The sequence below is a fragment of the Mesorhizobium sp. M4B.F.Ca.ET.214.01.1.1 genome (assembly GCF_004791545.1).
GTDB lineage: Bacteria > Pseudomonadota > Alphaproteobacteria > Rhizobiales > Rhizobiaceae > Mesorhizobium > Mesorhizobium abyssinicae.
This window is the reverse complement of record NZ_SRUX01000008.1, coordinates 174,687-195,572: the sequence shown is the minus strand read 5'-3', so window position 1 is coordinate 195,572 and position 20,886 is coordinate 174,687. Positions and strand designations below refer to the sequence as shown.

The following is a 20,886-nucleotide window of genomic DNA, read 5'->3' as shown; positions in this document are numbered from 1 at the left end:
CTAGCCGGCCGGCGCGCCGAACCACCCGATCACCGCGCCGATGAGGAGCAGCACGCCCAGCCAGTGGCCGGCGTCGATCAGCGTCAGGTCCCAGCCGAAGCCTTCGTAGCGGTGGTTGACCGACAGCGTGGTGGCGACGAAGCCCAGCCAGAGCACGAAGGCGAAGATCAGCCCGGCGATGAGGCTCGGCTCGCCGCCGGTCATCGCGCCGACGACGAGGCTCAGCACTAATGCCATGACCAGCTCGGCGATGAAGGAGATGATGAAAGGCAGCGGCGATCGTTTCATCGTCGCCGGATCGAGCTTGGCCGCCTTGAGCCACGGCTTGCTGAGCGTCGTGTACCAGGCAGCGCCGAACAGCCACGCCACCACGGCGGCAACGACCACCGCCAGCCAGTTCACCGCTGAGAAATCCATGCGTCCCCCCTCCCGATGCATGTCGTTCCAAACATGCACCCTCTTTGAATCGCGGCGATGGAACGCCTGTTCGGCGCTGCCGTCAAGCAAGGCGCCAGACGGTCGTGCGCTTGACCTCGGCATCCTCCAGCACGCGCGTCACGGGCACCTGGTAGACGGCCAGTGACCACAGGCCGTCCTTGGGCAGATAGGCGCGGCCGGGATCGCCGACGAGGATGTCGGCGCCGCGCGCCGTCAGCGCCTGGAACCAGGGCAGCAGCCTGTCGGCGAAGGACCTGTCGTAGAAGACGTCGCCGGCCAGCACGACATCCCAGCCCATGTCGGCGCCGACGCAGTCCTGGCCGAGGAATTCCGCCTCGGCCAAGTTGGCCTCGAGGTTGAGGGCGATCGCCGTCTCGCAGAACGGATCGATGTCGGCGGCGGTCACCGCCGCGGCGCCCGCCTTCGCGGCAGCGATGGCGACCAGGCCTGAGCCGGAGGCGAAGTCGAGCACCCGCTTGCCGCGAACGGTTTCGGGATGGTCGAGCACGTAGCGGGCAAGGCCCTGGCCGCCAGCCCAGGCGAACGCCCAGAACGGTGGCGGCAGACCGATCGCCGCCAGTTCCTCTTCCGTGCGCAGCCAAAGGTCATGCGCCTCGTCGGCGAGATGCAGGAGCACTTCCGGCACATGCGGCGGCGCCATCAGCGCCGTGTTGTCGAGAATGAACTTCTTCGCGCTTTTCGGCGTCAGCCGGGTCACGGCGCCGGCGAGAGATCGGCCATGCGGCAGACCTCTTTCCATTCGGCCGGCGTCACCGGCTGCACGGAAAGCCGGCCGAGCCGCACCAGCGCCATCTCGGCGAGCTTGGGATTGGCCTTGACCTGCTCCAGCGTCACCGGGGTAGGCACCTCCTTGAAGGCGCGGATGTCGACGCATTCCCAGCGCGGATCGTCGCTCGTGGTGTCGGGATGGGCGAGCGCGCAGACCTCGGCGATGCCGACGATGTTGAGCCCTTCATTGGAATGGTAGAAGAAGCCGAGATCGCCGATCTGCATCGCCTTCATGTTGTTGCGCGCCGCATAGTTGCGCACGCCGTCCCATTGCGTGCCGGCCTTGCCCTTGGCCTTGAGCGCCTCGAAGGAGAAGACCGAGGGTTCGGACTTGAACAGCCAGTAGTTCATCTCAGTTGTCCCCTTGCCATTGTCGGTTGGCTACAATGAAGCGTTCGCGCTCCCACTACCCTTACCCTTTCCCCGTTCTCGCGAGGAGAGGGGCGCGCCAAGCGATCGATCAAGCGCCGGCGGGCTTCTGGAAGACCCAGTTCCACGGGCGGATTTCGACGCTTTCGAACAGGCCGGCCTTGGCATAGGGATCGCTGGCCGCCAGGACTTGCGCCGCCGTCATATCCACTGCCTCGATCATGACCAGACTGCCGTCGGGCTTGCCGTCAGCGTCGAGGAAGGGCCCGGCAAAGGCAAGTTTTCCTTCGCTGATCAGGCCTTGCAGGAACGCCGCATGCGCCGGCCGCGTGTCGACCCGTAACTGCAGCTTGCCGGGCTTGTCCTTGCAAATCAACGCAAACAGCATGGTCTAAAACTCCGATGGTTCAGATGTCGGTTTCGGTCTTGAGCGGCCGCGTCATCAGCGCCGTCACGGCCTGGCCGATGGTCACGGTGCCGTCGAGAATGGCGGCGACAGCGGTGATGATCGGCGCGTCGATGCCGCGCTCGGCGGCGAGGCGGGCGGCGATCGCTGCCGTCGGCACGCCCTCGGCGAGCGGCAGTCCGGCAAGCGGCTTGCCCTGGCCGAGCGCCAGCCCATAGGCGAAATTGCGCGACTGCGCCGAGGAGCAGGTGAGCAGGAGGTCGCCGAGCCCGGAAAGCCCCATCAGCGTCTCCGGCCTGGCGCCAAAGGCGGCGCCGATGCGGCGCAGTTCGACGAAGCCGCGCGTCACCATGGCGGCCTGGGCGCTGGCGCCGAGCCTCGCGCCGGTGACGGCGCCGGCGGCGATGGCGAAGACGTTCTTCAGCGCGCCGCCGATCTCGACGCCGACGAGGTCGTCGCTGGAATAGCAGCGCAGGTTTTCGGCCGAGAAGCGGGCGGCAAGGTCTGCGGCAAGGTCGGCGTCGCGGGCGGCCACCACCACCGCCGTCGGCAGGCCGCGGGCGACATCGGTGGCGAAGCTCGGGCCGGACAGGGCGGCAACCGGATTGTTCGGCAAGGCCTCCTCGACGATCGCCGACAGCAGCGCGCCGGTGTCGCGCTCGATGCCCTTGGCGCAAAGAACCAGCGGAACGCCCGACGGCACATGCTCCCTGGCGCCAGCCAGCATGGCGCGCAGCGCCTGCGCCGGCGCCACCGCGAGCACGCAGTCGGCGCCGTCGAGCGCGGCCGCGATGTCGGTTGTCGCGACGATGCCGGGCTGCAGCGCGATGCCCGGCAGGTAGCGCGGGTTCTCGCCGCGATCGATCGCGGCGACGGTTTCGGGGTCGCGCGCATAGAGGCGCACGAAATGGCCGGCGCGCAGCATGGCCAGCGCCAGCGCCGTGCCCCAGGCGCCGCCGCCAAGCACTGCGACGCGCCAGCCGCTCGGCGCCTCGTGCCCGCTGGTGACCAGCTCGGTCATGCCTTGGCACCGCGCCGGCCGGAGCCGACCATCGGGGCAGAGACGCTGTCCAGCGGCCAGCGCGAGCGCGGCACGAAATCGGCGTCGTTCGTGTGCGCCATCCCGGCGCGCAGGCGCTCGATGCCGGCCCAGGCGATCATCGCCGCATTGTCGGTGCAGAGCTTTTGCGGCGGCGCTATGAAGTCGAAGCCGGCCTCGGCGCAGAGCGCCTCCAGGGTCGCCTTGATTGTCCGGTTGGCGGCGACCCCGCCGGCGACGACGAGCGCCGGCTTGGCCCTGTCAGGGAATTCCTGGCGGAAACGGTTGAGCGCGCGCGAAACACGGTCGCCCAACGCATCCGCCACCGCCGCCTGGAACGAGGCGCAGATGTCGGCGACATCCCGGTCGCTCAAGGGCGCAATGGCGGTCGCGGCCTGGCGCACGGCCGTCTTCAGGCCGGAGAAGGAGAAATCCGGCTGCGCCGAGCCCTTCATCGGGCGCGGCAAGGCAAAGCGGCCCGGATCGCCCGTGGCTGCCGCCTTCTCGACATTCGGACCGCCGGGATAGGGCAGGCCGAGCATCTTGGCCGTCTTGTCGAAGGCTTCGCCGAGCGCGTCGTCGATGGTGGTCGCCCAGCGCTGATAGTCGCCGACGCCGCGCACGGCGACGATCTGGGTGTGGCCGCCGGACACCAGAAGCAGCAAATAGGGGAAGTCGAGCCCGTCGGTCAGCCTTGCGGTCAGCGCATGGCCTTCGAGATGGTTGATGGCGAGCAACGGCTTGTCGGCGGCCGCGGCAATCGCCTTCGCCGTCATCAGCCCGACGATCAGCCCGCCGACAAGGCCGGGACCGGCGGTCGCGGCGATCGCGTCGACCTCGTCCAGCGCAACGCCCGAATCGGCAAGGGCCGCCTCGACGATGCCGTCGAGCGCCTCGACATGCGCGCGCGCGGCGATCTCCGGCACGACGCCGCCGAACGCGGCATGCTCCTCGATCTGGCTGAGCACGATGTTGGAGAGGATTTTGGGCGCGGCGCGGCCATCCAGCGCCACCACGCTGGCCGCGGTCTCGTCGCAACTCGTCTCAATGCCCAGAACGCGGATCAATTGGTCGCTGTCCTCGAAGATTGTATCACCAGCCTTTCCTAGATAGGACATGTGCCGGCAAGACCTCGTGTGCCGGGGGTTATCACGGACAGCGCGCCATGCAAACAAGCTTGAAAATCGGAACACGCGGCAGCCCGCTGGCACTTGCCCAGGCGCATGAGACGCGGACGCGGCTGATGGCGGCGCACGGTCTGCCGGAACAAGCATTCGAGATCGTCGTCATCTCGACCAGCGGCGACCGCATCCAGGACCGGCCACTGTCGGAAGCCGGCGGCAAGGGCCTGTTCACCAAGGAGATCGAGGAAGCGATGCTGGCGGGCAGGATCGACATCGCCGTGCATTCCTCGAAGGACATGCCGACGCTGTTGCCGGAGGGGCTCGAACTCTCTGCTTTCCTGCCGCGCGAGGACGCGCGCGACGCCTTCATAGGCAAGGCGGCGAGGACGATCGCCGAATTGCCTCGGGGCGCCAGGGTCGGGTCGTCGTCGCTCAGGCGCCAGGCGCTGATCCGGCGGATGCGGCCGGATCTCGAGGTGGTGATGTTCCGCGGCAATGTGCAAACCAGGCTGCGCAAGCTGGATGAGGGTGTCGCCGACGGCACCATCCTCGCCTATGCCGGGCTGAAGCGGCTCGGGCTCGGCGATGTCGTCACCGACCTGATGACGCTGGAACAGTTTCCGCCAGCGCCGGGGCAAGGCGCGATCTGCATCGAAAGCCGCATCGGCGACGCCGATGTCGAGCGCATGCTGGCCGCGATCCACGACGCGCCGACCGGCCAGGCGCTGGCCTGCGAGCGAGCCTTCCTGGCGGCGCTCGACGGTTCCTGCCGCACGCCGATCGCCGGTCACGCGACGATAGCGGGCGACAAGCTCTCCTTTGCCGGGCTGATCATCTCGCCCGACGGCGGACAGTCGCATGAGGTCAGGCTGGACGGACCGGCGCCGGATGCCGCCCGGATCGGCGCGGAAGCCGCCAGGGCGGTGCGGGCCAAGGCCGGCGAATCCTTCTTCGACGGCTGGGCCTGACATGCTGCGCGTTCTGGTGACGCGGCCGGAACCGGGCGCCTCGCGAACCGCGCATCGGCTCGAGCAGATGGGCTTTCAGCCGATTCTGCTGCCGCTGACCGAAACGGTGGCGCTGCCGGCCAAGGCAAGCGAAGCGCCGAAGGATGCCATGGCGGTCGCGGTTACCAGCGCCAACGCGGTGCGCTACGCGTCGCGCGAGCTCATCGCCGCGCTTGCCGCTCTGCCCTGTCATGCCATTGGCAAAAGGACAGCGGAAGCGGCGCGCAAGGCAGGATTTACCACGGTCAACGAAGGCCCGGGCGATGCCCTGGCGCTGGCCGATGCCATCGCCGGCGGCTCTGCGGCAGGGACGATCGTCTATCTTTGCGGCCGCGTGCGCTTTCCTGCCTTCGAGCAGCGCCTCTCGGCGGCCGGCATTCCAGTCCGCGCCGTTGAAACCTACGACACGATCGCGCTCGACCATTCCGACGCGGACGTGGCTGCGACCCTGTCCGGCGGGCCAGTCGACGTGGTCCTGCTCTATTCGGCCAAGGCTGCCGTGGCGATGCAGGCCCTGATTCGGCGGCCGGCGCTCGGCGGTTATTTTGAAAAGACGGGATTTTTCGCGCTGTCGGGACGTATCGCCGCAGCGCTCGACGGCGTCGCTCCCGAACGGGTCCGCGTCGCCGCCGAACCGCAGGAAGACGCGCTGATCAGGCTAGTGCTGGCCGGGCGCTAGGCAGAATCTGCGACATGACAGGATGCCTGCTCAGGTCTGTGTCATCACGCCGCCCCTTTTCACCGCTTGGTGATGTGCTAGAGCATCCTTCAGCTCTAGACCCGTTGAACCATCCCAAGCCAATTTGCGGAGCCCAAGCATGGTCAAGACGCCGAAGATGCGACATTCGAAGAGCCGCCGCGAGCCGGTGACGATCGAACTCGAGCCCGGCGCCGTCTCGCGTATTGTCGAGGAGGATGGGGCGAAGACCGTGGAGGCCGAGGCGGAGGAAGCCGCGAGCGCTTCGCAACCCGAGGCTCCGGCGGAGCCGGTGCATGCCGACCAGGTCGATCATGAGCCCTGGGAGCACAGCGACGCTGCCGCGCAGGCCGGAACGGAAGACACCGCCAAGGGCTCGGATGAGGCGGAGCGCCCCTATCCGGCAGGTTCCGAGGCGTCGCCTGATCAGACGCATGGCTCCGACTACAATTTCGAGGATGCCTCGACCAAGGCGGCCGCCGCCGGAGACGCGCCGAAAACAAACCTCGGGAGGGAGGACTATATGGCACCGCAGCCGAAACGCGGCGGCCTCAATGGCATTGCCGCCGGCGTGATCGGCGGCGTCATTGCGCTGGCCGCAGCCGGCGGCCTGCAGTTCGCCGGCCTCATCGGCGCGCCGGGGTCGGGCGGCGCTTCCCTCGACGGCGTCAATGGCGAGATCGCCGCGCTGAAGAGTGAGGTCGCGGGCCTGAAGCAGGCCGGCGGCAATGGCGATGCCTCGGCCAAGGTCGATGGGCTGTCGTCGGCGCTGGACCAGGTCAAGTCGGACGTCGCGGCGCTGAAATCGGCGGTCGAGCAAGGCGGCGCCGGCGACGCCGCCGGTGTTGCCGCGCTTGGCGACAAGCTCAAGCAGGTCGAGACGGCGATCGCCGACCTGCAGAAGGCCGGAACTGCCGCGCCTGTCGATCTCGGGCCGCTCAATGAAAAGCTGGCCGGGCTCGACGCGCTGGTGAAATCCGCCGGCGAGGCGGCGAAGGCTGAGGACGGCCGGCTGGCGGCGCTGGAGCAGTCGGTGTCGCAGCTCTCCGGCAAGGTCGAGGCGCAGGCCTCGCAGCCGAAGATCGCGATGGCCATCGCGGCATCGGCGCTGAAGTCGGCGCTCGACCGAGGCGCGCCGTTCGCTGCCGAGCTCGAAACCTTCGCGGCGATTTCGCCTGACGCGCCGGAGATCGCGACGCTGCGCGCCTATGCCGAGAAGGGCGTTTCGACCCGGACGGACATCGCCGCCGAGGTCGATGCCGCCGCCAACGCGATGGTCGCGGCCGCCACGCCCGTCGATGAGAATGCAGGCTTCCTCCAGAACCTGATGTCGAGCGCCGAATCGCTGGTGAAGGTCCGGCCGATCGGCGCCGTCGAGGGCAAGGGCGCGCCGGAAACCGTGGCGCGCATGGAGGTGGCGGTCAACCAGGGCGACTACGCCAAGGCGCTCAGCGAGTACGACACGCTGCCGGAAGCGGTGAAGGCCGCCGGCGCGGATTTTGCCGGCAAGCTGAAGGCGCGACTGGAGGTCGAAAAGCTGATCGATTCGTTGATTGCCGGCGCGATGAAGGCGTGAGGGAGACCAGATGATCCGCATCCTCATCTTCCTCGCCGTCGTCTTCGCGCTCGGGCTCGGCTTCGCCTGGCTGGCCGATCGTCCCGGCGACATGGTCGTCACCTTCAACGGCTATCAGTATCAGGTCAGCCTGATGGTGGCGGCGGTGGCGGTGGTCGCGGTCGTCGCCGCGGTGATGATCCTGTGGTGGCTGGTGAAGTCGCTGTGGAACAGCCCCTATACCATCTCGCGCTATTTCCGGGTGCGCCGCCGCGACCGCGGCTACCAGGCGCTGTCGACCGGCATGATCGCGGCCGGCGCTGGCGACGGGGCGCTGGCGCGCAAGAAGACCAAGGAAGCGGCCAAGCTGATCCGCTCCGACCAGGAGCCACTGATCCATCTCCTGGAGGCGCAGGCCTCGCTGCTCGAAGGCGATCATGAAGGCGCACGCGAGAAGTTCGAGGCGATGCTCGACGATCCCGAGATGCGGCTGCTCGGCCTGCGCGGCCTCTATCTGGAGGCCGAGCGCCTCGGCGACCGCAACGCCGCCAGGCACTATGCCGGCCGCGCCGCGGCGGTGGCGCCGCAACTTGCCTGGGCCGCCGAATCGACGCTGGAGGAACTGACCGGACGCGGCGACTGGGACGGCGCGCTGAAGCTGGTCGAGGCGCAGAAGTCGACGCGGCAGATCGAGCGCGACGCCGCCAACCGCCGCCGCGCCGTGCTGCTCACCGCCAAGGCGCAGGCGCTGATCGACAGTGACGCCAACGCGGCAAGGGCCGCGGCGCTCGAAGCCAACAAGCTCGTGCCCGAATTCGCGCCGGCGGCGGTCGCCGCCGCCAGGCTGCTGTTTCGGCAAAACGATGTGCGCAAGGGCTCCAAGATCCTCGAAGCGGCGTGGCGGGCCGAGCCGCATCCGGAAATCGCCGAGCTCTATACCCATGCCCGCCCCGGCGATGCCGTCGGCGACCGGCTGAACCGGGCGAAGAAGCTGCAGGATCTGAAGAAGAACCATGCCGAGTCGTCGATGGCGGTTGCCCGCGCGGCGCTCGACGCGCAGGATTTCGCCACCGCCCGGCGCGAGGCGGACGCTGCGATCCGCATGGACCGGCGCGAAGGCGCCTATCTGCTCCTGGCCGACATCGAGGAGGCCGAGACAGGTGACCAGGGCAAGGTGAGGCAATTGCTGTCCAAGGCGGTCCGGGCGCCGCGCGATCCGGCCTGGGTCGCCGACGGCGTCGTCTCCGAGCATTGGGCGCCGGTGTCGCCAGTCACCGGCAAACTCGACGCCTTCGAATGGCGGGCGCCGATGGAGCGGCTCGGGCACCTGATCGACAGCCATGAGGACGGCCCGGAGACAGTCGTGCCGGCGATCACCGTGGCGCCGGCGGCGGAGAAGGAAAAGACGATAGAGGCCGTTGCGCCGGACGGCTCGGTCGCGACCCCGGCCTCAGACGAGGACCAGGTGAAGCCGGTCACCGCGGCCGCCTTTGCCGCCGTGCCCGACGATGCCGAAGGGGTGGAGCCGGCGGAGGAACTGGCGAGGCTGCCCGACGATCCCGGTGTCGATCCGGACGATGAGGCGGAAAAATCGCCGCGCCGGTTTCGTTTGTTTTGAGGCCGGGATCGATCCGGGCCGTATGGGAATGAAATGATGTTCGAACGTGTCCTGTCTTTCCTGAGGGATCTGCCGGCGGGTGCTGCCCGCGCCAACGCGGACGATCCGCGCGTCGCCGCGTCGGCGCTGCTCTACCACGTTATGAGCGCCGACGGCGTGCGCCAGGATGTCGAGTGGGAGCGGTTCAAGGCTGTGTTGGCGCAGACCTATTCGATCAGCGGCGAGGAGCTCGACGCGCTGGCCGCCGCCGGCGAGCGGGCCGACAATGAGGCGATCGACCTCTATGCCTTCACCAGCGTGCTGAAGCGCCATCTCGACGCCGAGGCGCGCAAGGCGTTCGTCGGCCTGATGTGGGAGATCGTCTATGCCGACGGCGAACTGCACGAGCTGGAGGACAACACGGTGTGGCGCGTCGCCGAGCTGATCGGGGTCGAACGGCGCGACCGCGTCGAGGCGCGCCAGAAGGCCGCCGCGCAGGCGCCCGGCGCTCGCGGAACCCCAAGTGACGAATAGACTGGGCGACGAATAGACAGGGGTTCCGCCTTCCGATGCCGCCGAGACCGCGTTCGAAACCAAAGATCCTGATCGTGCTGCATCAGGAGAGTTCGAGCCCCGGTCGCGTCGGCCACATGCTTCTGGAAGAAGGCTTCGATCTCGACATCCGCCGGCCGCCGCTCGGCGATGAATTGCCGGGCACGCTGGACGGCCATGCCGGCGCGGTGGTGTTCGGCGGGCCGATGAGCGCCAATGACGAGGACGATTTCGTCCGCCGCGAGACCAACTGGCTCAACATTCCGCTGAAGGAGAACCGGCCATTGCTCGGCATCTGCCTCGGCGCGCAGATGCTGGTCAACCATCTCGGCGGCAAGGTCGAGGGCCACGGCGAGGGGCTGGTCGAGATCGGCTGGTATCCGCTGAAGGCGACCGAGGCCGGCAAGAAGCTGATGCACTGGCCGGAGATGGTCTACCAGTTCCATCGCGAGGGTTTTTCGCTGCCGAAGGATGCGACGCTGCTGGCGACGGCCGAGACCTATCCCAACCAGGCCTTCCGCTATGGCGACAATGCCTGGGGCATCCAGTTCCATGGCGAACTGACCCGGGTGATGATGCAGCGCTGGGTGGTGCGCGGCGCGCACCGCTTCGAACTGCCCGGCGCGCAGCCCGGCCGCGACCATCTCGGCGGCCGGCTGATCTGGGACATGCACCTCAAGCGCTGGCTGGGCGAATTCCTGGGGCTGATCTTCGGCAAGCCGGCGGTGGGGTAAAGACCAATTGCTTTGAGCAGCGGAGCTTGACCTTAGCTTCCGATTTGTGACGCTGCCGACATCAGCTCCCGAGTGTTCGGGGCGCCGAACAGGCCGCCATCGAGGACCTCGTTGGAGGCCCAGCGAACGACGCCATCGCGGTCCAGCAGGAACTGGCCGACGAGCTGCCCTATGCCGGTTGCCATCATCTGGTGATCCGCTTCAGTGATGTCGTAGCCGTCTTTCTTGTTCAGATATTCGAGCGCCGCAAAAGGGTCCATCGGTTCCGGCATCTCGTCCGGCAATTCGACCCGTATCGACCTCACATCGCTCATCGAAACCTTTTGCGGCCATGCGCTCTCGTCTTCGGTGATCTGCATATTCGGCAACCCAAAGGCGCGGTGTGAAGTCCGCTCCGGATCGGATGCCGCGAGGCCTAGCATCGGATGGTAGCGGAGATAAAGGCGCGCCCGCTCGACAGGTGTGTTTACCACCGTCAGGCTTTCGATGCCCTTCGCCTTGAGGGCTGGGGTGAGTTGCGAAAGTATGGCGATATGGCGCCTGCAAAAGGGGCAATGCAAGCCTCTATACAGTCCGACCAGCACTGGTTTCTCGCCTCGGAAATCGTCGATGGCGATCTTGCCCTCGCGGGTAATCGCGTCGAGCACGAAATTGGGCGCCGTTTCGCCAAGTTGCAGCGGGCCTATGTTGAGACGTTCTGGCATGCTGATCCCTCCTCCCGGGTCAATTCACGACGGATGTGCGGGCGGGCGGCTTGAGCTCATGTGCGGCACATACGTCCTTGGGCATGCTGAAATCGCGGTCGGCCTTAGTCAGGTCGGCGTCGATAGTCCAATTATAGCACGGAGTGGGCGGACGCTAAGGCGTTCTTAAGGAGGGCCACGCTTACCAGATGGCGCTGGTGTCGCTCTCGGCGGCGCCGCGAATCTGTGCTAAGCGCCGCTCAAATCAATCAAAGGACGACAGCTTTGAACGAACTCACCGTGGCCGAGGCGACCGAGAACATCTACGCCTCACTCCGAGCGGACAATGCCGACATCGATGCACATATCGCGACACTCAAGGCGGCGCTGGCACGAGAGGGGAAAAAACAGGCGGTGTTCGATCCGGCCAAATTGGCGCAGAGCAACCGCTCCGGTCGCAAGTTGATGCAGGCCTATTTTCGGCAGCGCGGCGTGAGCGTGAGCTTTTCGGAGTAAGTCTGCCCGCGCCCTATCCCGTTCATCCACGGCGCAGCCTGATTGGCCGAAGTGAACGACAGTTCTGCACCTCATATCGTCATTCCGGAGGTGGGTCCGCTCTCTGACGCCGGACATTGGCGCGGTTGAGACCGGCACGCCTTTCGCGCAAGCAGGCACTGTTCCCCACCCGATCCACCGCGAACTGCTTGCCATGAAAAGAAATGGTTAAGTTCGGGCCCTGCTTGCTTCGCCCCTACATTGTTTTCAAATCAGTCCGTCTTTAGGTTTGCTGCTTAAGATGGCTGCGTTCACGGAAAGGGCGTCGAAGTGCGTTTCATCCTTCTGTTGTCGTTTCTCGCTTCTCTCGCGTCGTCGACCGTTTTGGCGAAGGAGGTCTATCACAACGTGGCCAGCCGAGATTCGTTGTATCGCGCCAACATACTCGGCCGCATGATGAACGCTCTGACGCTACACAAAGAATTTGACGATAAATGCGATTTGGTTCCACTGATAGATATTAAGGCATTGGAAAATTACTACAAAAAGCTGACTTGGAGTCTTAGCCCTTCAGATATCACACTGGTACAAAAAATCTACTTCGACGCCCAAAGCACTTGGAGTGGCAAAGACGGCGGGATACCCGGAGAAGAGTGTGATGACCTGGGCGCTGAAATTCTTGATTTCGATATTGGAACCTCGAACCCCCGCGAAGAGATGCTAAGTCTACTCGATGCGACGCCGCGTGGCAGTTCACAGTATAAAATCCACGCAGCAGCGGTGGCATGGGGTGGATATCTCGGGGCTTCCATTACCTGTCCAGACTACTCTGTCAGTTCGGTCGCCGTGAATAAGATCCAAGAAAGCAACAGGGACGAGTTCCGAATTCCGTACCTATTGGCACTGATGGCCGCCGTTAAAGCTCCTCCTGATTGTCGAGATGTAGAGCCTTTCGCACGTGATGGCGGTGTGTATCGCGCTAGAAAGAAGTGAGAAGACCTGAGCCTACGCGTTCGTCCCATGGCAGCCCGGCCGCAGTCTATGAGCTGTTGGAGCTGGCGAGAGGTGGAGTCAAGCTGGGTGCAGTGAGGCGCAGGCGCGGCCTTCAGGACCGCGCGGCTTCCTCCGAAACCCATTTGCGGAACGCAGCGATAGGAACAGTTCCCCGGTGGTGATCTCCTCGTGGAGCACGGCGAGGTCTCCGATCGCGACGCCCTGGCTCATGGCCGCGGCGCGATAGGCCATATCGGCGCTGGGAAAGGCCTCACCCGAGTTCAAATCGAGAAGATTAGGCGCGAATTGCCCAGCCCAAACATTCCAATCGTGCCGATCAGGCGTTTCATGCAGCAGGTTATGGTGAACCATGTCGGCAGGACAGGTTAGTGGCACGCGATGACCCACCTGGCCGGTCCGGCGGTTCGCCGTGCTGACGTCGCGTGCAGGCAATCTTAGGTACTATGTGGCAAGATTGGCTTCCCACTACCGGCAAGCCGATCCCGAGACCCAATGCACCCATCTGAACGGCTCAGATTCTGGAGCGAGCGACTTGCGGACGATGTTTCGCCTCGCGCCATGCTGGCCAGCATCTCCGACGATGCGAGCAAGCGCCTGGTCGCATTGCGAGCGGCCATGCGCGCCTTCCCTGGAATTGCACGCATTGGCGATGGGCCCTGGGGATTGGGGCGCGAAATAGAGCTTCCCATTCGCTTGCATTCAATCCGGGCAATCTTCGTCACCTGGAGCGAATTCGTATTCGATGGTGTTCGCAACGATGCGCGGCGTGAGGCCTTCGACGCCCTTGCGACGCCGCTGGCCAAACTCGACGAGGCGCTTCCCGACTTCTACCAGCGCAATATAATAAGCAGCGACTATGCCGTTGCTGCCTGGCAGGACGCGACCGAAGCTGCTCGAAGGGGAGTTTCGCTTGTCGAAGCGATTGCGGCGCTGGAATTTCGCGACCTCGCATTCGATCGGGACCGCTCCTATCGGGATTTGCTCGACACGCTCAGCATATACGGTCCGACCGGACGCGATGACATGGCCAGGTGGCGGGCGGCGCAACGCGTCGCCATAGCGGCGGATTGCGCTGTCCTGCGAGAAGGCGAGATGACAAGATCGGAACTTGCGCTTGCTCCGCTTTGGCCTGATGCGACCACAGCCGCCCTGGAAACCAATCTCACGATGAGCCTGAGTTTCAAAAACGCGCAAGATCTGGGACATGGCATTGAGAAGTGGCTACGCGAGCGCAAGGACGGTTCCCTGATCCTCGGCATCGGCGTTGAGCAAGCGCGAGAGCGCGTCGTGCGGACGGCGAATCTCGCCTGTTCATTCTGGGAAACCCGGCCCGCTACCGACGCGTGCCATGCTTTCGACTATTGCCTGCACGGAGATTTGCAGAACCCGACCTGGGGCAGCGAGACAAGCCGCCGACCCTGACTGCCGAAAGTTCGATGAGTGATAGAACAAGCGGACGGTGTCCGTGCGACCGCGACGCTTCTGCCGTGCGGTCCCACTGGCAAATCGACAACGCATTCCCGCACACGTCTCGCAGCAAATTTGCTATGCATATGCGAGGGAGAAGGGGGAAACAGATGAAACACGATTCTGGCTTGCCGTCAGACGCGACGCCCCTAACGCAAAAGCAAAGTAAGATCTCGTGTCGTCTTCAGATGTAACGGGTTCATCCAGCCACGCGGGCTGGGGATTGGCTGCAAAGCTGTTTACAACCCTCGTCCTTCTTGGCGCCATCGCGGTCATGGTCAGCGGGGCGCTCGGTTACTTCCGCGCCCGCGACGCTCTCGAAAAAGCAGTCTTTGACCAACTCACGGCCGCTCGCCAGACCAAGACGCGCCAGGTTGAAAACTACTTCCGCACGATCCAGGCGGAACTGCGACTGCTTGCGACTTCCAAGATGGTGGTCGATGCGACACGCGAGTTCCGGACCGCGGTCGAGCAACTCGACCGGGCAGGCGCGCCGCCTGAGTTGCGGCAGAGGGTCGGCGATTGGTACACTGAGAACTTCATCCCCGGAATGACGCGCACCCTGGGCAGGGAACCAGCCCTGTCGGACTACCTGCCGGTCGATGGTGCCCCCTACGATCTGCAGTATCACTACATTGTGGAAAATCCGAACCCCGCGGAGCGGCGCAAGCTTCTCGACGACGCCGGCGACGGAAGCGAATACTCCAGGCTGCATGCCATATATCATCCATTGATGCGCGCGGCGGCTACCACGGTGGGCTTTTTCGATCTCATGATTGCCGACCCCAAATCAGGTCGCCTGATCTATACGGTCGAGAAGGAGGTGGATTTCACCACGTCTCTTCAGTTGGGTCCGTATCGCAGCGCCAACGTCGCGGCTGCCGTCGCCCGCTGCTCGCAGATCGCAGACCCATCAGCCATCTGCCTCGTGGATTTCGCCTCTTATGCGCCGTCAGGCGGCGCGCCGATCGCCTTCATGGCAGCACCGGTGATTGCCCAGGGCGCCGTCATCGGCGTGCTGGTCGCGAAACTGTCGAATGATGAGATCGACAGTGTTGTCACCGGCAACCGCCGCTGGCGGCAGGAAGGGTTCGGCGGCACGGGTGGGGCCTATCTCGTCGGACCCGATTATCTGGCGCGCTCTGGCCCGCGGGCATTCTACGAGAACCGGGATAGCTTCTTCGCCGACCTCAAGTCCGTCGGCGCCTCGGAAGAGGAGATCGCCGCCATTCAGCGTTACGGGACACCAGTGCTGCATCAGCGCATTGACACCGAGGCCTCCCGTGCCGCGCTCGCCGGTGTCGAGGGCACGGGCGAGATCATCGGATACCGTGGCGTCCCAACGCTCGCTTCATGGGGACCGCTCGCGATTTCCGACCTCAAGTGGGCTCTCGTCGCCAAGGTCGACAGCGCCGAGGCCTTCGCACCGATCGCCGAACTCCGCCGGGATCTGTTGCTCGTCGGAGGACTGGCGATGCTTGTGGTCGCGGCCACCGCCGCCTGGCTTTCGCGCGCGCTGCTCGGACCGCTCCGCGATCTCACTGCCGGGGTGAAACGCTTCTCTGCCGGCGACTATGCGACCAGCGTGCCGGTCCGCACGCGCGACGAGATTGGCGAACTCTGCTCGGCCTTCAATGGCATGGTTGAGGATCTGCGCCAGAAGAATGTCGTGATCGAGAACAAGAACCGCGAGAATGAGCAGCTGCTGCTCAACGTCCTGCCGGCACCGATCGCCAATCGGCTGCGCGCTGGCGAGGAGAGGATCGCCGACGGCTTCGCCGAGGTCACGGTCGCCTTCGCAGACCTGGTCGGGTTCACGGCACTGACATCGGAAATGCCGCCGCACGATGTCGTGGTGTTTCTCAACGGACTCTTCACGCGCTTCGACGTTGCCGCCAACGATCTTGGCATCGAGAAGATCAAGACGGTGGGCGACTCCTATATGGCGGTGTGCGGCCTGCCCGTGCCGATGGCCAACCACGCCGAGCGCATGGTCCGCATGGCCATCCGCATGGTCCACATTACCCGTGAGCACGCGATGGAACACAACGTCTCGATGAAGCTCAGGGTTGGCGTCAACAGCGGGCCAGTGGTCGCCGGAGTCATTGGGAAGAGTAAGTACATCTATGATTTATGGGGTGACACGGTGAACCTGGCGAGCCGCATGGAGTCTGGCGGAGTTCCCGATTCTGTTCAGGTAACGCGCCCCGTCTACGAACAGCTCAAGCACCAATTCGTCTTCGAGCCGCGGGGCGCCATCGAAGTCAAAGGCAAGGGAAAAGTGGAAGCCTGGGTGTTGAGGTTCTAGTCGCGGGGGGCAGCTCCGATGGTGTCCATGCGTTCAATGAGCCGATCCAAGATCAAGGCCACAAATGGCAAAGTGGCTGCTTTGGGGACGCGACGAAAATGTTGCCGACGACCGGGATGAGGTCCGAAGTCGAAATGGCTTGTCGCGCTCACCCCCCAAAAGCGGATGGACGGCTTCCAGCTAACTGCGGCATTTTCCACTTTGAGGCGAAATAGTTCTCAACTATGGTTTGCCAGCCTAAAGGCATGGGGGATTGCCGATGGTTTTATCACGCAGGGGTGTCGTGACCGGCGGCCTGGCATTGGTCGCGGTCGGTGCAACCGGCAATACTGTTCGAGCCGCGGCGGCAAAATCCTATTTCGCCGGTACCGCCACCGACAACAATTTTGTCTATCGAAAGACCAACTTCGCCAAGATCGACAAGAGATGGCATCGCCAGATCGTCAAGTATTTCAGCAGCGAGTCGGTCGGCACCGTCGTGGTCGATACCCGCCACCACTTTCTCTACCTCATCATGGAAAACAAGACCGCCATCCGCTACGGCGTCGGCGTCGGCAAGGAGGGCTTCAAATGGTACGGCCGCGCGACGATCGACCGCCGCGCGCTGTGGCCGCAATGGGTCCCGCCCCCCGAAATGCTTAAGCGCAGACCGGAGCTACCGCCCATGATCGCAGGCGGCGCGCCCAACAATCCGCTCGGGCCGCGCGCGCTCTATCTGTATCGCGACGGCGCCGACATCGGCTACCGCCTGCATGGCACGCTGGAACCGTGGAGCATCGGCACCGACGCTTCCAGCGGCTGCATCCGCATGTTCCCGGAAGACATCATCGACCTCTACCAGCGGTGCCCGATCGGCACTGCGGTGGAGGTCCTGCCGCACATCGCCGACCAGGCGCCCGCCTCCACCACTGTCGAATGATGGCGCACCATGAACCGCATGATTGAAAACACGCGTCGGCTGCTCGCCGCCGGCCTGCTGGTGGTGGCCGCATCGTGCTCGACCAGCAACACGCTGGCCCCGCCCACGCCCGACGTCACCAACGCCGAGATTGCCGGCTTCCAAAACGTGCAGCCGGGTAGCGAGGAGGATTTTATCCTCAATGTCGGCCGCCGCACCTTTTTCACGAAAGGTTCGGCGGAGCTCGATTCTGTCGCCAAGACCACCCTCGACACCCAGATCGCCTGGTTGGCAAAGTATCCGCGCTGGCTGCTCAAGCTGCAGGGTTTCGCCGACGATCCCGGCGCAAGCGAAACGGCGCTGTCGCAGCAGCGCGCCGATGCCGTGATGAACTACCTCGCCGCCGGCGGTATAGACCGCAACCGCATGTGGGCGAAGGGCTACGGCAAGGACAGGCTGGTCCGCGACTGTCCCGACACCGCCTGCAGGTCGCAGAACCGCCGCGTTGTGTCCAATCTGCGCGACGAGAGGGACGACTCGTAGGGGGCAGTTTTGCCTGTCACCAAATCAGAGCCTCACAGCGCGACGGAATTTACCCGTCTTGGCACTCCGGCCTGTATCATCCGCCAGCGCCCGCATTGGCTTCGGGCATAACCTGCAGCAACGGTTGCGGTGATACTGCGATCTCTCCCGTGAAGGGCCGGTCGTGGGCGAGAATTAACAAAACGGATGCCGCCACGCCGGTCGCAAAACTTCCAAGAGCGATCGCCGATGCCATTCGGTTGTCACTATGGACGACCGCGATCGCGAGAAGAGCACAGAAGGCTTGCAGGATCAGGCAGGCCCACTTCGTGGGGTTGACTTGTGCCGAGCTGACGAGAACCCGTTGGCGACGCGCCTCGAAGGCATCTTCAAGCGCCCTCGTCATCTCGCGCTGCGCGATCTCCTGGCCGGGATTGGCTGGCGCCAAAGCCAGCGTCGTCCGCAGCGCCTCGTTAAGCGCCGGCGGGATTATGGTGAGGGTCGCCGCGCTCTCGGCCATCAGCGGCCACTCCCGGCTCGTCGTTTCCTCGATATAGCTGCGCACCAGCGCCAGTAGGCGCGCCTCGGGCTCCCCTGGAAAACTGCTCGCCAGAACCACGGCCGACCGCAACGCACTGGCCTCACGATTGACTGACGCATTGGCGCGATCGTTGTCGCTCCAGACCTGAGCCGCGGTGAACGCCACAAATAGGCCAAAGATGATCCCGAGCGGCGGCAACATGCCAGGCGAAAGCGCCTTGAACGACCGCGCCGCGGAGCCCGCAGACAGAGCGGCGATGACTTGGTGCAAGATCAAGGCGACGATATAGGTGGCCCCGAACACTACGACAGCCATCCAAGCGAGTGGAAGAGTATGCAACCAGCCACTCATAGTAGCCCCTGCCCTATCCTGAGAATTCGTCGTCAGGCGTTTGTAAGGCCGTCATTCCGCTCGTGGCAATGCCACTGTGTTCCTTCGTGTCGACAATCTCTACGCATGGCAGCGAGTGTCAGCTTTGCGCCTAATCTCGGTCGTCGCACGGATCCTGCCCGCACCCCAATAGCAGACATCTGAGTGAACAGGCGAAGGTGAGGGGCGTTTGCGCCCTCAACGGACATTGATCGATGAAACCCACGGGCATTGCCCTCATAGTCAAAAGACGAGCCTATATCTGACGAGAGCAAGCCGGCGATCCAAAGGATGCGCCCTTTAGTCGGGAAGGCCAGCCTTGCGGTAGCCTTCGACGAAGCGCTGGAGCACTTCCTCGTCGTCGAATGGCTGTGATGTTGCCCAGTGCCCGATGCTGAAATGGGGATCGCTCATCAGGAAGAATTCCGCCTCTTGACGAGCTTCATCAAGGCGCCCGAGCTGCGCAAGGGCTGCCGCTAAGATGCGCCGCGACGTGGTGCGGTAGGTTTCCGGCCTGCGTAAGGCCTCGACCGCAGATTGATAGTCGCCGAGCGCATAATAGGCTTGACCGGCCATCCAGTAGTACCATCCCGGAGGGTGCGGATTGAGCCGCAACGCCCGCTTCACAAATTCGACGCCCTTGACGGCGTCGCCCCTTAAGGTGATGAGATCCGAGCGCATCGCCCAGGCATCGGCATGATTGGGATCGAGCTTGAAGGTCGCTTCGAACTCAGCATCCGATTCCGGGAAGCGCCGTTCGTGACTAAGTATGATACCCAGCAACCAGCGGTTCCCGGCATCGTTAGGGTCGAGCGCCACTGCCCGCTGAGCTTCCGCGAGGGCGCGAGGCTGGTTGGTTTCCCTCGGCTCGTTCCAGAACAGCCAGCCGAGCCAAAGATTGAGGGCCAGCAAGCTATGTGCTTCGGCATAGTCGGGATCGAGTCCGATCGCCTTTTCCAGGAGGGTGCGCGCTTCCCGCGCGCCTAACCCGGTCTGAAAACTGACACCGCGGGCTCGCACACAGAGGTCATACGCTTCGAGACTCGTCGGCCGTTTGCGCGCCGGCTGTCCGGCCAATCGACCGACGAGGGCTTCGACGATCTTGGCCGTGACCTCATCCTGCACTGCAAAGATATCCTCGAGGCTGCTGTCGTAACGCTCGGCCCAGATATGATCGCCGCCGACCGCGTCGATCAGCTGCGCATTGATGCGCACGCGCCCCGCGGCGCGCCGGGCGCTGCCTTCAATCACATAGCGCACCCCAAGATCACGCGCGGCCAAACGCACATCGACCGACCGCCCCTTGTAAGCAAAGGTCGAGTTGCGCGCGATGACGAAGAGGCCGGCTGAGCGAGACAGGTCGGTGATCAAGTCTTCGGTCAAGCCGTCGACAAAGGTTTCCTGCTCCGGATCGTTGCTCATGTTGGTAAAAGGCAAGACCGCGATCGAGGGCCTGTCGGGCAGTTCCAGCGATGCCAGTCGCCCTACCGGAGCCGCTCTCGGAAGCTGCAGGTTCACGCGATAGCAGTATACCGGCTCGGCTATGTTCTTCACCCGCTGCTCGCCCATGGGCTCGAACGCAAACGCTAGCTTCTGCCTAACCTCCTTGGACACCTTCTCCGAAACGCAGATGCCACCGGGCTCGGCGAGTTGTTGGAGGCGCGACGCCACATTCACACCCTCGCCATAGCGATCGTCCCCTTCGACGATCACTTCCCCAAGGTTGATTCCGATCCGGACTTCGAAGCGCTGGTCTTCGGCGACGCTCGCGTTACGTTCCGCCATGCCGCGCTGAAGCGTGACCGCGCATTCGACTGCATCTACCACGCTGCCGAACTCCGCCAGCAGGCCGTCTCCCATCAGCTTGAAGATTCGCCCGTGTCGCGTCTCGATTTCCGGCTCGAACAGCTCTTTGCGGCCACGTTTCAGCCGATCGAAGGTGCCCGCTTCATCCGCCTCCATGAGCGCCGAGTACCCTACGACATCGATGGCAAGGATGGCAGCGAGCTTCCGCTCCATGTTGAGCCCCAGTCAAGATTCGCGACACGCAAGCCGCGGGCCCGAGGGACCGGCGCCTCCAGCGTGCCCTCACCGGTCTATCATACCACAGATCACGCTTCTTGAGGCTATGACTCGCGCGACGCCTTGGCGATCCCTGCCGCAGCGCCACTGACGAGCGGGTCCCACCTTACCTGCTGCTTGTTCGCGGCAGTTGCCCCGCAATCGGACAGTGACGGCTTCGGGTCCAATTCAGGACCTTAGCTCCATCGGTTAAAATGTCC

General features: G+C 64.5%; 22 protein-coding genes. 12 read left to right on the top strand and 10 right to left on the bottom strand.

From position 1 onward, the window contains the following. The 6 genes from EN857_RS17700 to tsaD form a co-directional block, all read right to left on the bottom strand. Complete coding sequence (locus tag EN857_RS17700; protein WP_127391880.1) at positions 1–417, bottom strand: DUF1761 domain-containing protein; 417 nt, start codon at positions 415–417, stop codon at positions 1–3. Positions 418–499: 82 nt separating this feature from the next. Then, positions 500–1,156: a methyltransferase gene (locus EN857_RS17695; RefSeq protein ID WP_127391881.1), complete on the bottom strand. Its 657-nt coding sequence runs from the start codon at positions 1,154–1,156 to the stop codon at positions 500–502. After that, positions 1,153–1,578, bottom strand: a complete 426-nt coding sequence (locus tag EN857_RS17690; protein WP_127283503.1) for an EVE domain-containing protein — start codon at positions 1,576–1,578, stop codon at positions 1,153–1,155. The genes EN857_RS17695 and EN857_RS17690 overlap by 4 nt, the downstream gene beginning before the upstream one ends. Before the next feature lie 109 nt (positions 1,579–1,687). Next, positions 1,688–1,984, bottom strand: a complete 297-nt coding sequence (locus tag EN857_RS17685) for a YciI-like protein (protein WP_127283504.1) — start codon at positions 1,982–1,984, stop codon at positions 1,688–1,690. 19 nt (positions 1,985–2,003) lie between these two features. After that, a complete protein-coding gene (locus tag EN857_RS17680; protein WP_128345966.1) occupies positions 2,004–3,023 on the bottom strand; it encodes an NAD(P)H-dependent glycerol-3-phosphate dehydrogenase in 1,020 nt (339 codons plus the stop codon). Then, the gene (gene tsaD / locus EN857_RS17675; protein ID WP_187331386.1) at positions 3,020–4,105 is read right to left on the bottom strand and encodes a tRNA (adenosine(37)-N6)-threonylcarbamoyltransferase complex transferase subunit TsaD; all 1,086 of its coding nucleotides are present in this window, start codon (positions 4,103–4,105) and stop codon (positions 3,020–3,022) included. The genes EN857_RS17680 and tsaD overlap by 4 nt, the downstream gene beginning before the upstream one ends. 101 nt (positions 4,106–4,206) lie before the next feature. Here tsaD and hemC point away from each other — a divergent pair, with 101 nt between their 5' ends. The 6 genes from hemC to EN857_RS17645 all read left to right on the top strand — a co-directional run bounded on the left by hemC (position 4,207) and on the right by EN857_RS17645 (position 10,307). Continuing rightward, positions 4,207–5,133: a hydroxymethylbilane synthase gene (gene hemC, locus EN857_RS17670; RefSeq protein ID WP_127391792.1), complete on the top strand. Its 927-nt coding sequence runs from the start codon at positions 4,207–4,209 to the stop codon at positions 5,131–5,133. 1 nt (position 5,134) lies between these two features. Further along, on the top strand, positions 5,135–5,851 hold the full coding sequence (locus EN857_RS17665; protein ID WP_127391791.1) for a uroporphyrinogen-III synthase: 717 nt from the start codon (positions 5,135–5,137) through the stop codon (positions 5,849–5,851). 139 nt (positions 5,852–5,990) lie between these two features. Further along, positions 5,991–7,445: a COG4223 family protein gene (locus EN857_RS17660; RefSeq protein WP_127391790.1), complete on the top strand. Its 1,455-nt coding sequence runs from the start codon at positions 5,991–5,993 to the stop codon at positions 7,443–7,445. A 10-nt stretch (positions 7,446–7,455) separates the two neighbouring features. Further along, the gene (locus tag EN857_RS17655; protein WP_127391789.1) at positions 7,456–9,042 is read left to right on the top strand and encodes a heme biosynthesis protein HemY; all 1,587 of its coding nucleotides are present in this window, start codon (positions 7,456–7,458) and stop codon (positions 9,040–9,042) included. A 36-nt stretch (positions 9,043–9,078) separates the two neighbouring features. Beyond that, positions 9,079–9,555, top strand: a complete 477-nt coding sequence (locus EN857_RS17650; protein ID WP_127311882.1) for a TerB family tellurite resistance protein — start codon at positions 9,079–9,081, stop codon at positions 9,553–9,555. Between the two features lie 35 nt (positions 9,556–9,590). After that, positions 9,591–10,307, top strand: a complete 717-nt coding sequence (locus EN857_RS17645; RefSeq protein ID WP_127287384.1) for a glutamine amidotransferase — start codon at positions 9,591–9,593, stop codon at positions 10,305–10,307. Between the two features lie 32 nt (positions 10,308–10,339). Here the strand turns inward: EN857_RS17645 and EN857_RS17640 are convergent, their stop codons facing one another. After that, positions 10,340–11,011 (bottom strand): peroxiredoxin-like family protein, encoded by a 672-nt coding sequence (locus EN857_RS17640; RefSeq protein WP_127391788.1) that lies wholly within the window; start codon positions 11,009–11,011, stop codon positions 10,340–10,342. Positions 11,012–11,275: 264 nt separating this feature from the next. Here EN857_RS17640 and EN857_RS17635 point away from each other — a divergent pair, with 264 nt between their 5' ends. Next, the gene (locus EN857_RS17635; RefSeq protein ID WP_127283060.1) at positions 11,276–11,506 is read left to right on the top strand and encodes a hypothetical protein; all 231 of its coding nucleotides are present in this window, start codon (positions 11,276–11,278) and stop codon (positions 11,504–11,506) included. A gap of 309 nt (positions 11,507–11,815) precedes the next feature. After that, positions 11,816–12,478 (top strand): hypothetical protein, encoded by a 663-nt coding sequence (locus tag EN857_RS17630; RefSeq protein ID WP_127391787.1) that lies wholly within the window; start codon positions 11,816–11,818, stop codon positions 12,476–12,478. Positions 12,479–12,556: 78 nt separating this feature from the next. Here the strand turns inward: EN857_RS17630 and EN857_RS35255 are convergent, their stop codons facing one another. Then, positions 12,557–12,886, bottom strand: a complete 330-nt coding sequence (locus EN857_RS35255) for a hypothetical protein (protein ID WP_135858943.1) — start codon at positions 12,884–12,886, stop codon at positions 12,557–12,559. Between the two features lie 171 nt (positions 12,887–13,057). Between EN857_RS35255 and EN857_RS17625 the strand changes: the two genes are divergently transcribed. From EN857_RS17625 to EN857_RS17610, 4 genes are all read left to right on the top strand, one after another. Next, positions 13,058–13,921: a hypothetical protein gene (locus EN857_RS17625; protein ID WP_127391785.1), complete on the top strand. Its 864-nt coding sequence runs from the start codon at positions 13,058–13,060 to the stop codon at positions 13,919–13,921. Between the two features lie 268 nt (positions 13,922–14,189). Then, entirely contained in the window at positions 14,190–16,274 is a 2,085-nt protein-coding gene (locus EN857_RS17620) for an adenylate/guanylate cyclase domain-containing protein (RefSeq protein ID WP_127391784.1), read from the top strand. 259 nt (positions 16,275–16,533) lie between these two features. Further along, positions 16,534–17,193: a L,D-transpeptidase gene (locus tag EN857_RS17615; RefSeq protein ID WP_128345968.1), complete on the top strand. Its 660-nt coding sequence runs from the start codon at positions 16,534–16,536 to the stop codon at positions 17,191–17,193. A 9-nt stretch (positions 17,194–17,202) separates the two neighbouring features. Continuing rightward, positions 17,203–17,715, top strand: a complete 513-nt coding sequence (locus tag EN857_RS17610; RefSeq protein WP_135858941.1) for an OmpA family protein — start codon at positions 17,203–17,205, stop codon at positions 17,713–17,715. Positions 17,716–17,791: 76 nt separating this feature from the next. Here the strand turns inward: EN857_RS17610 and EN857_RS17605 are convergent, their stop codons facing one another. Both EN857_RS17605 and EN857_RS17600 read right to left on the bottom strand, forming a co-directional pair. Then, positions 17,792–18,538, bottom strand: coding sequence for a DUF4239 domain-containing protein (locus EN857_RS17605; protein ID WP_245493227.1), 747 nt, complete (start codon positions 18,536–18,538; stop codon positions 17,792–17,794). A gap of 366 nt (positions 18,539–18,904) precedes the next feature. Next, positions 18,905–20,623, bottom strand: coding sequence for an adenylate/guanylate cyclase domain-containing protein (locus EN857_RS17600; RefSeq protein ID WP_127309192.1), 1,719 nt, complete (start codon positions 20,621–20,623; stop codon positions 18,905–18,907). Between the last annotated feature and the right edge of the window lie 263 nt (positions 20,624–20,886).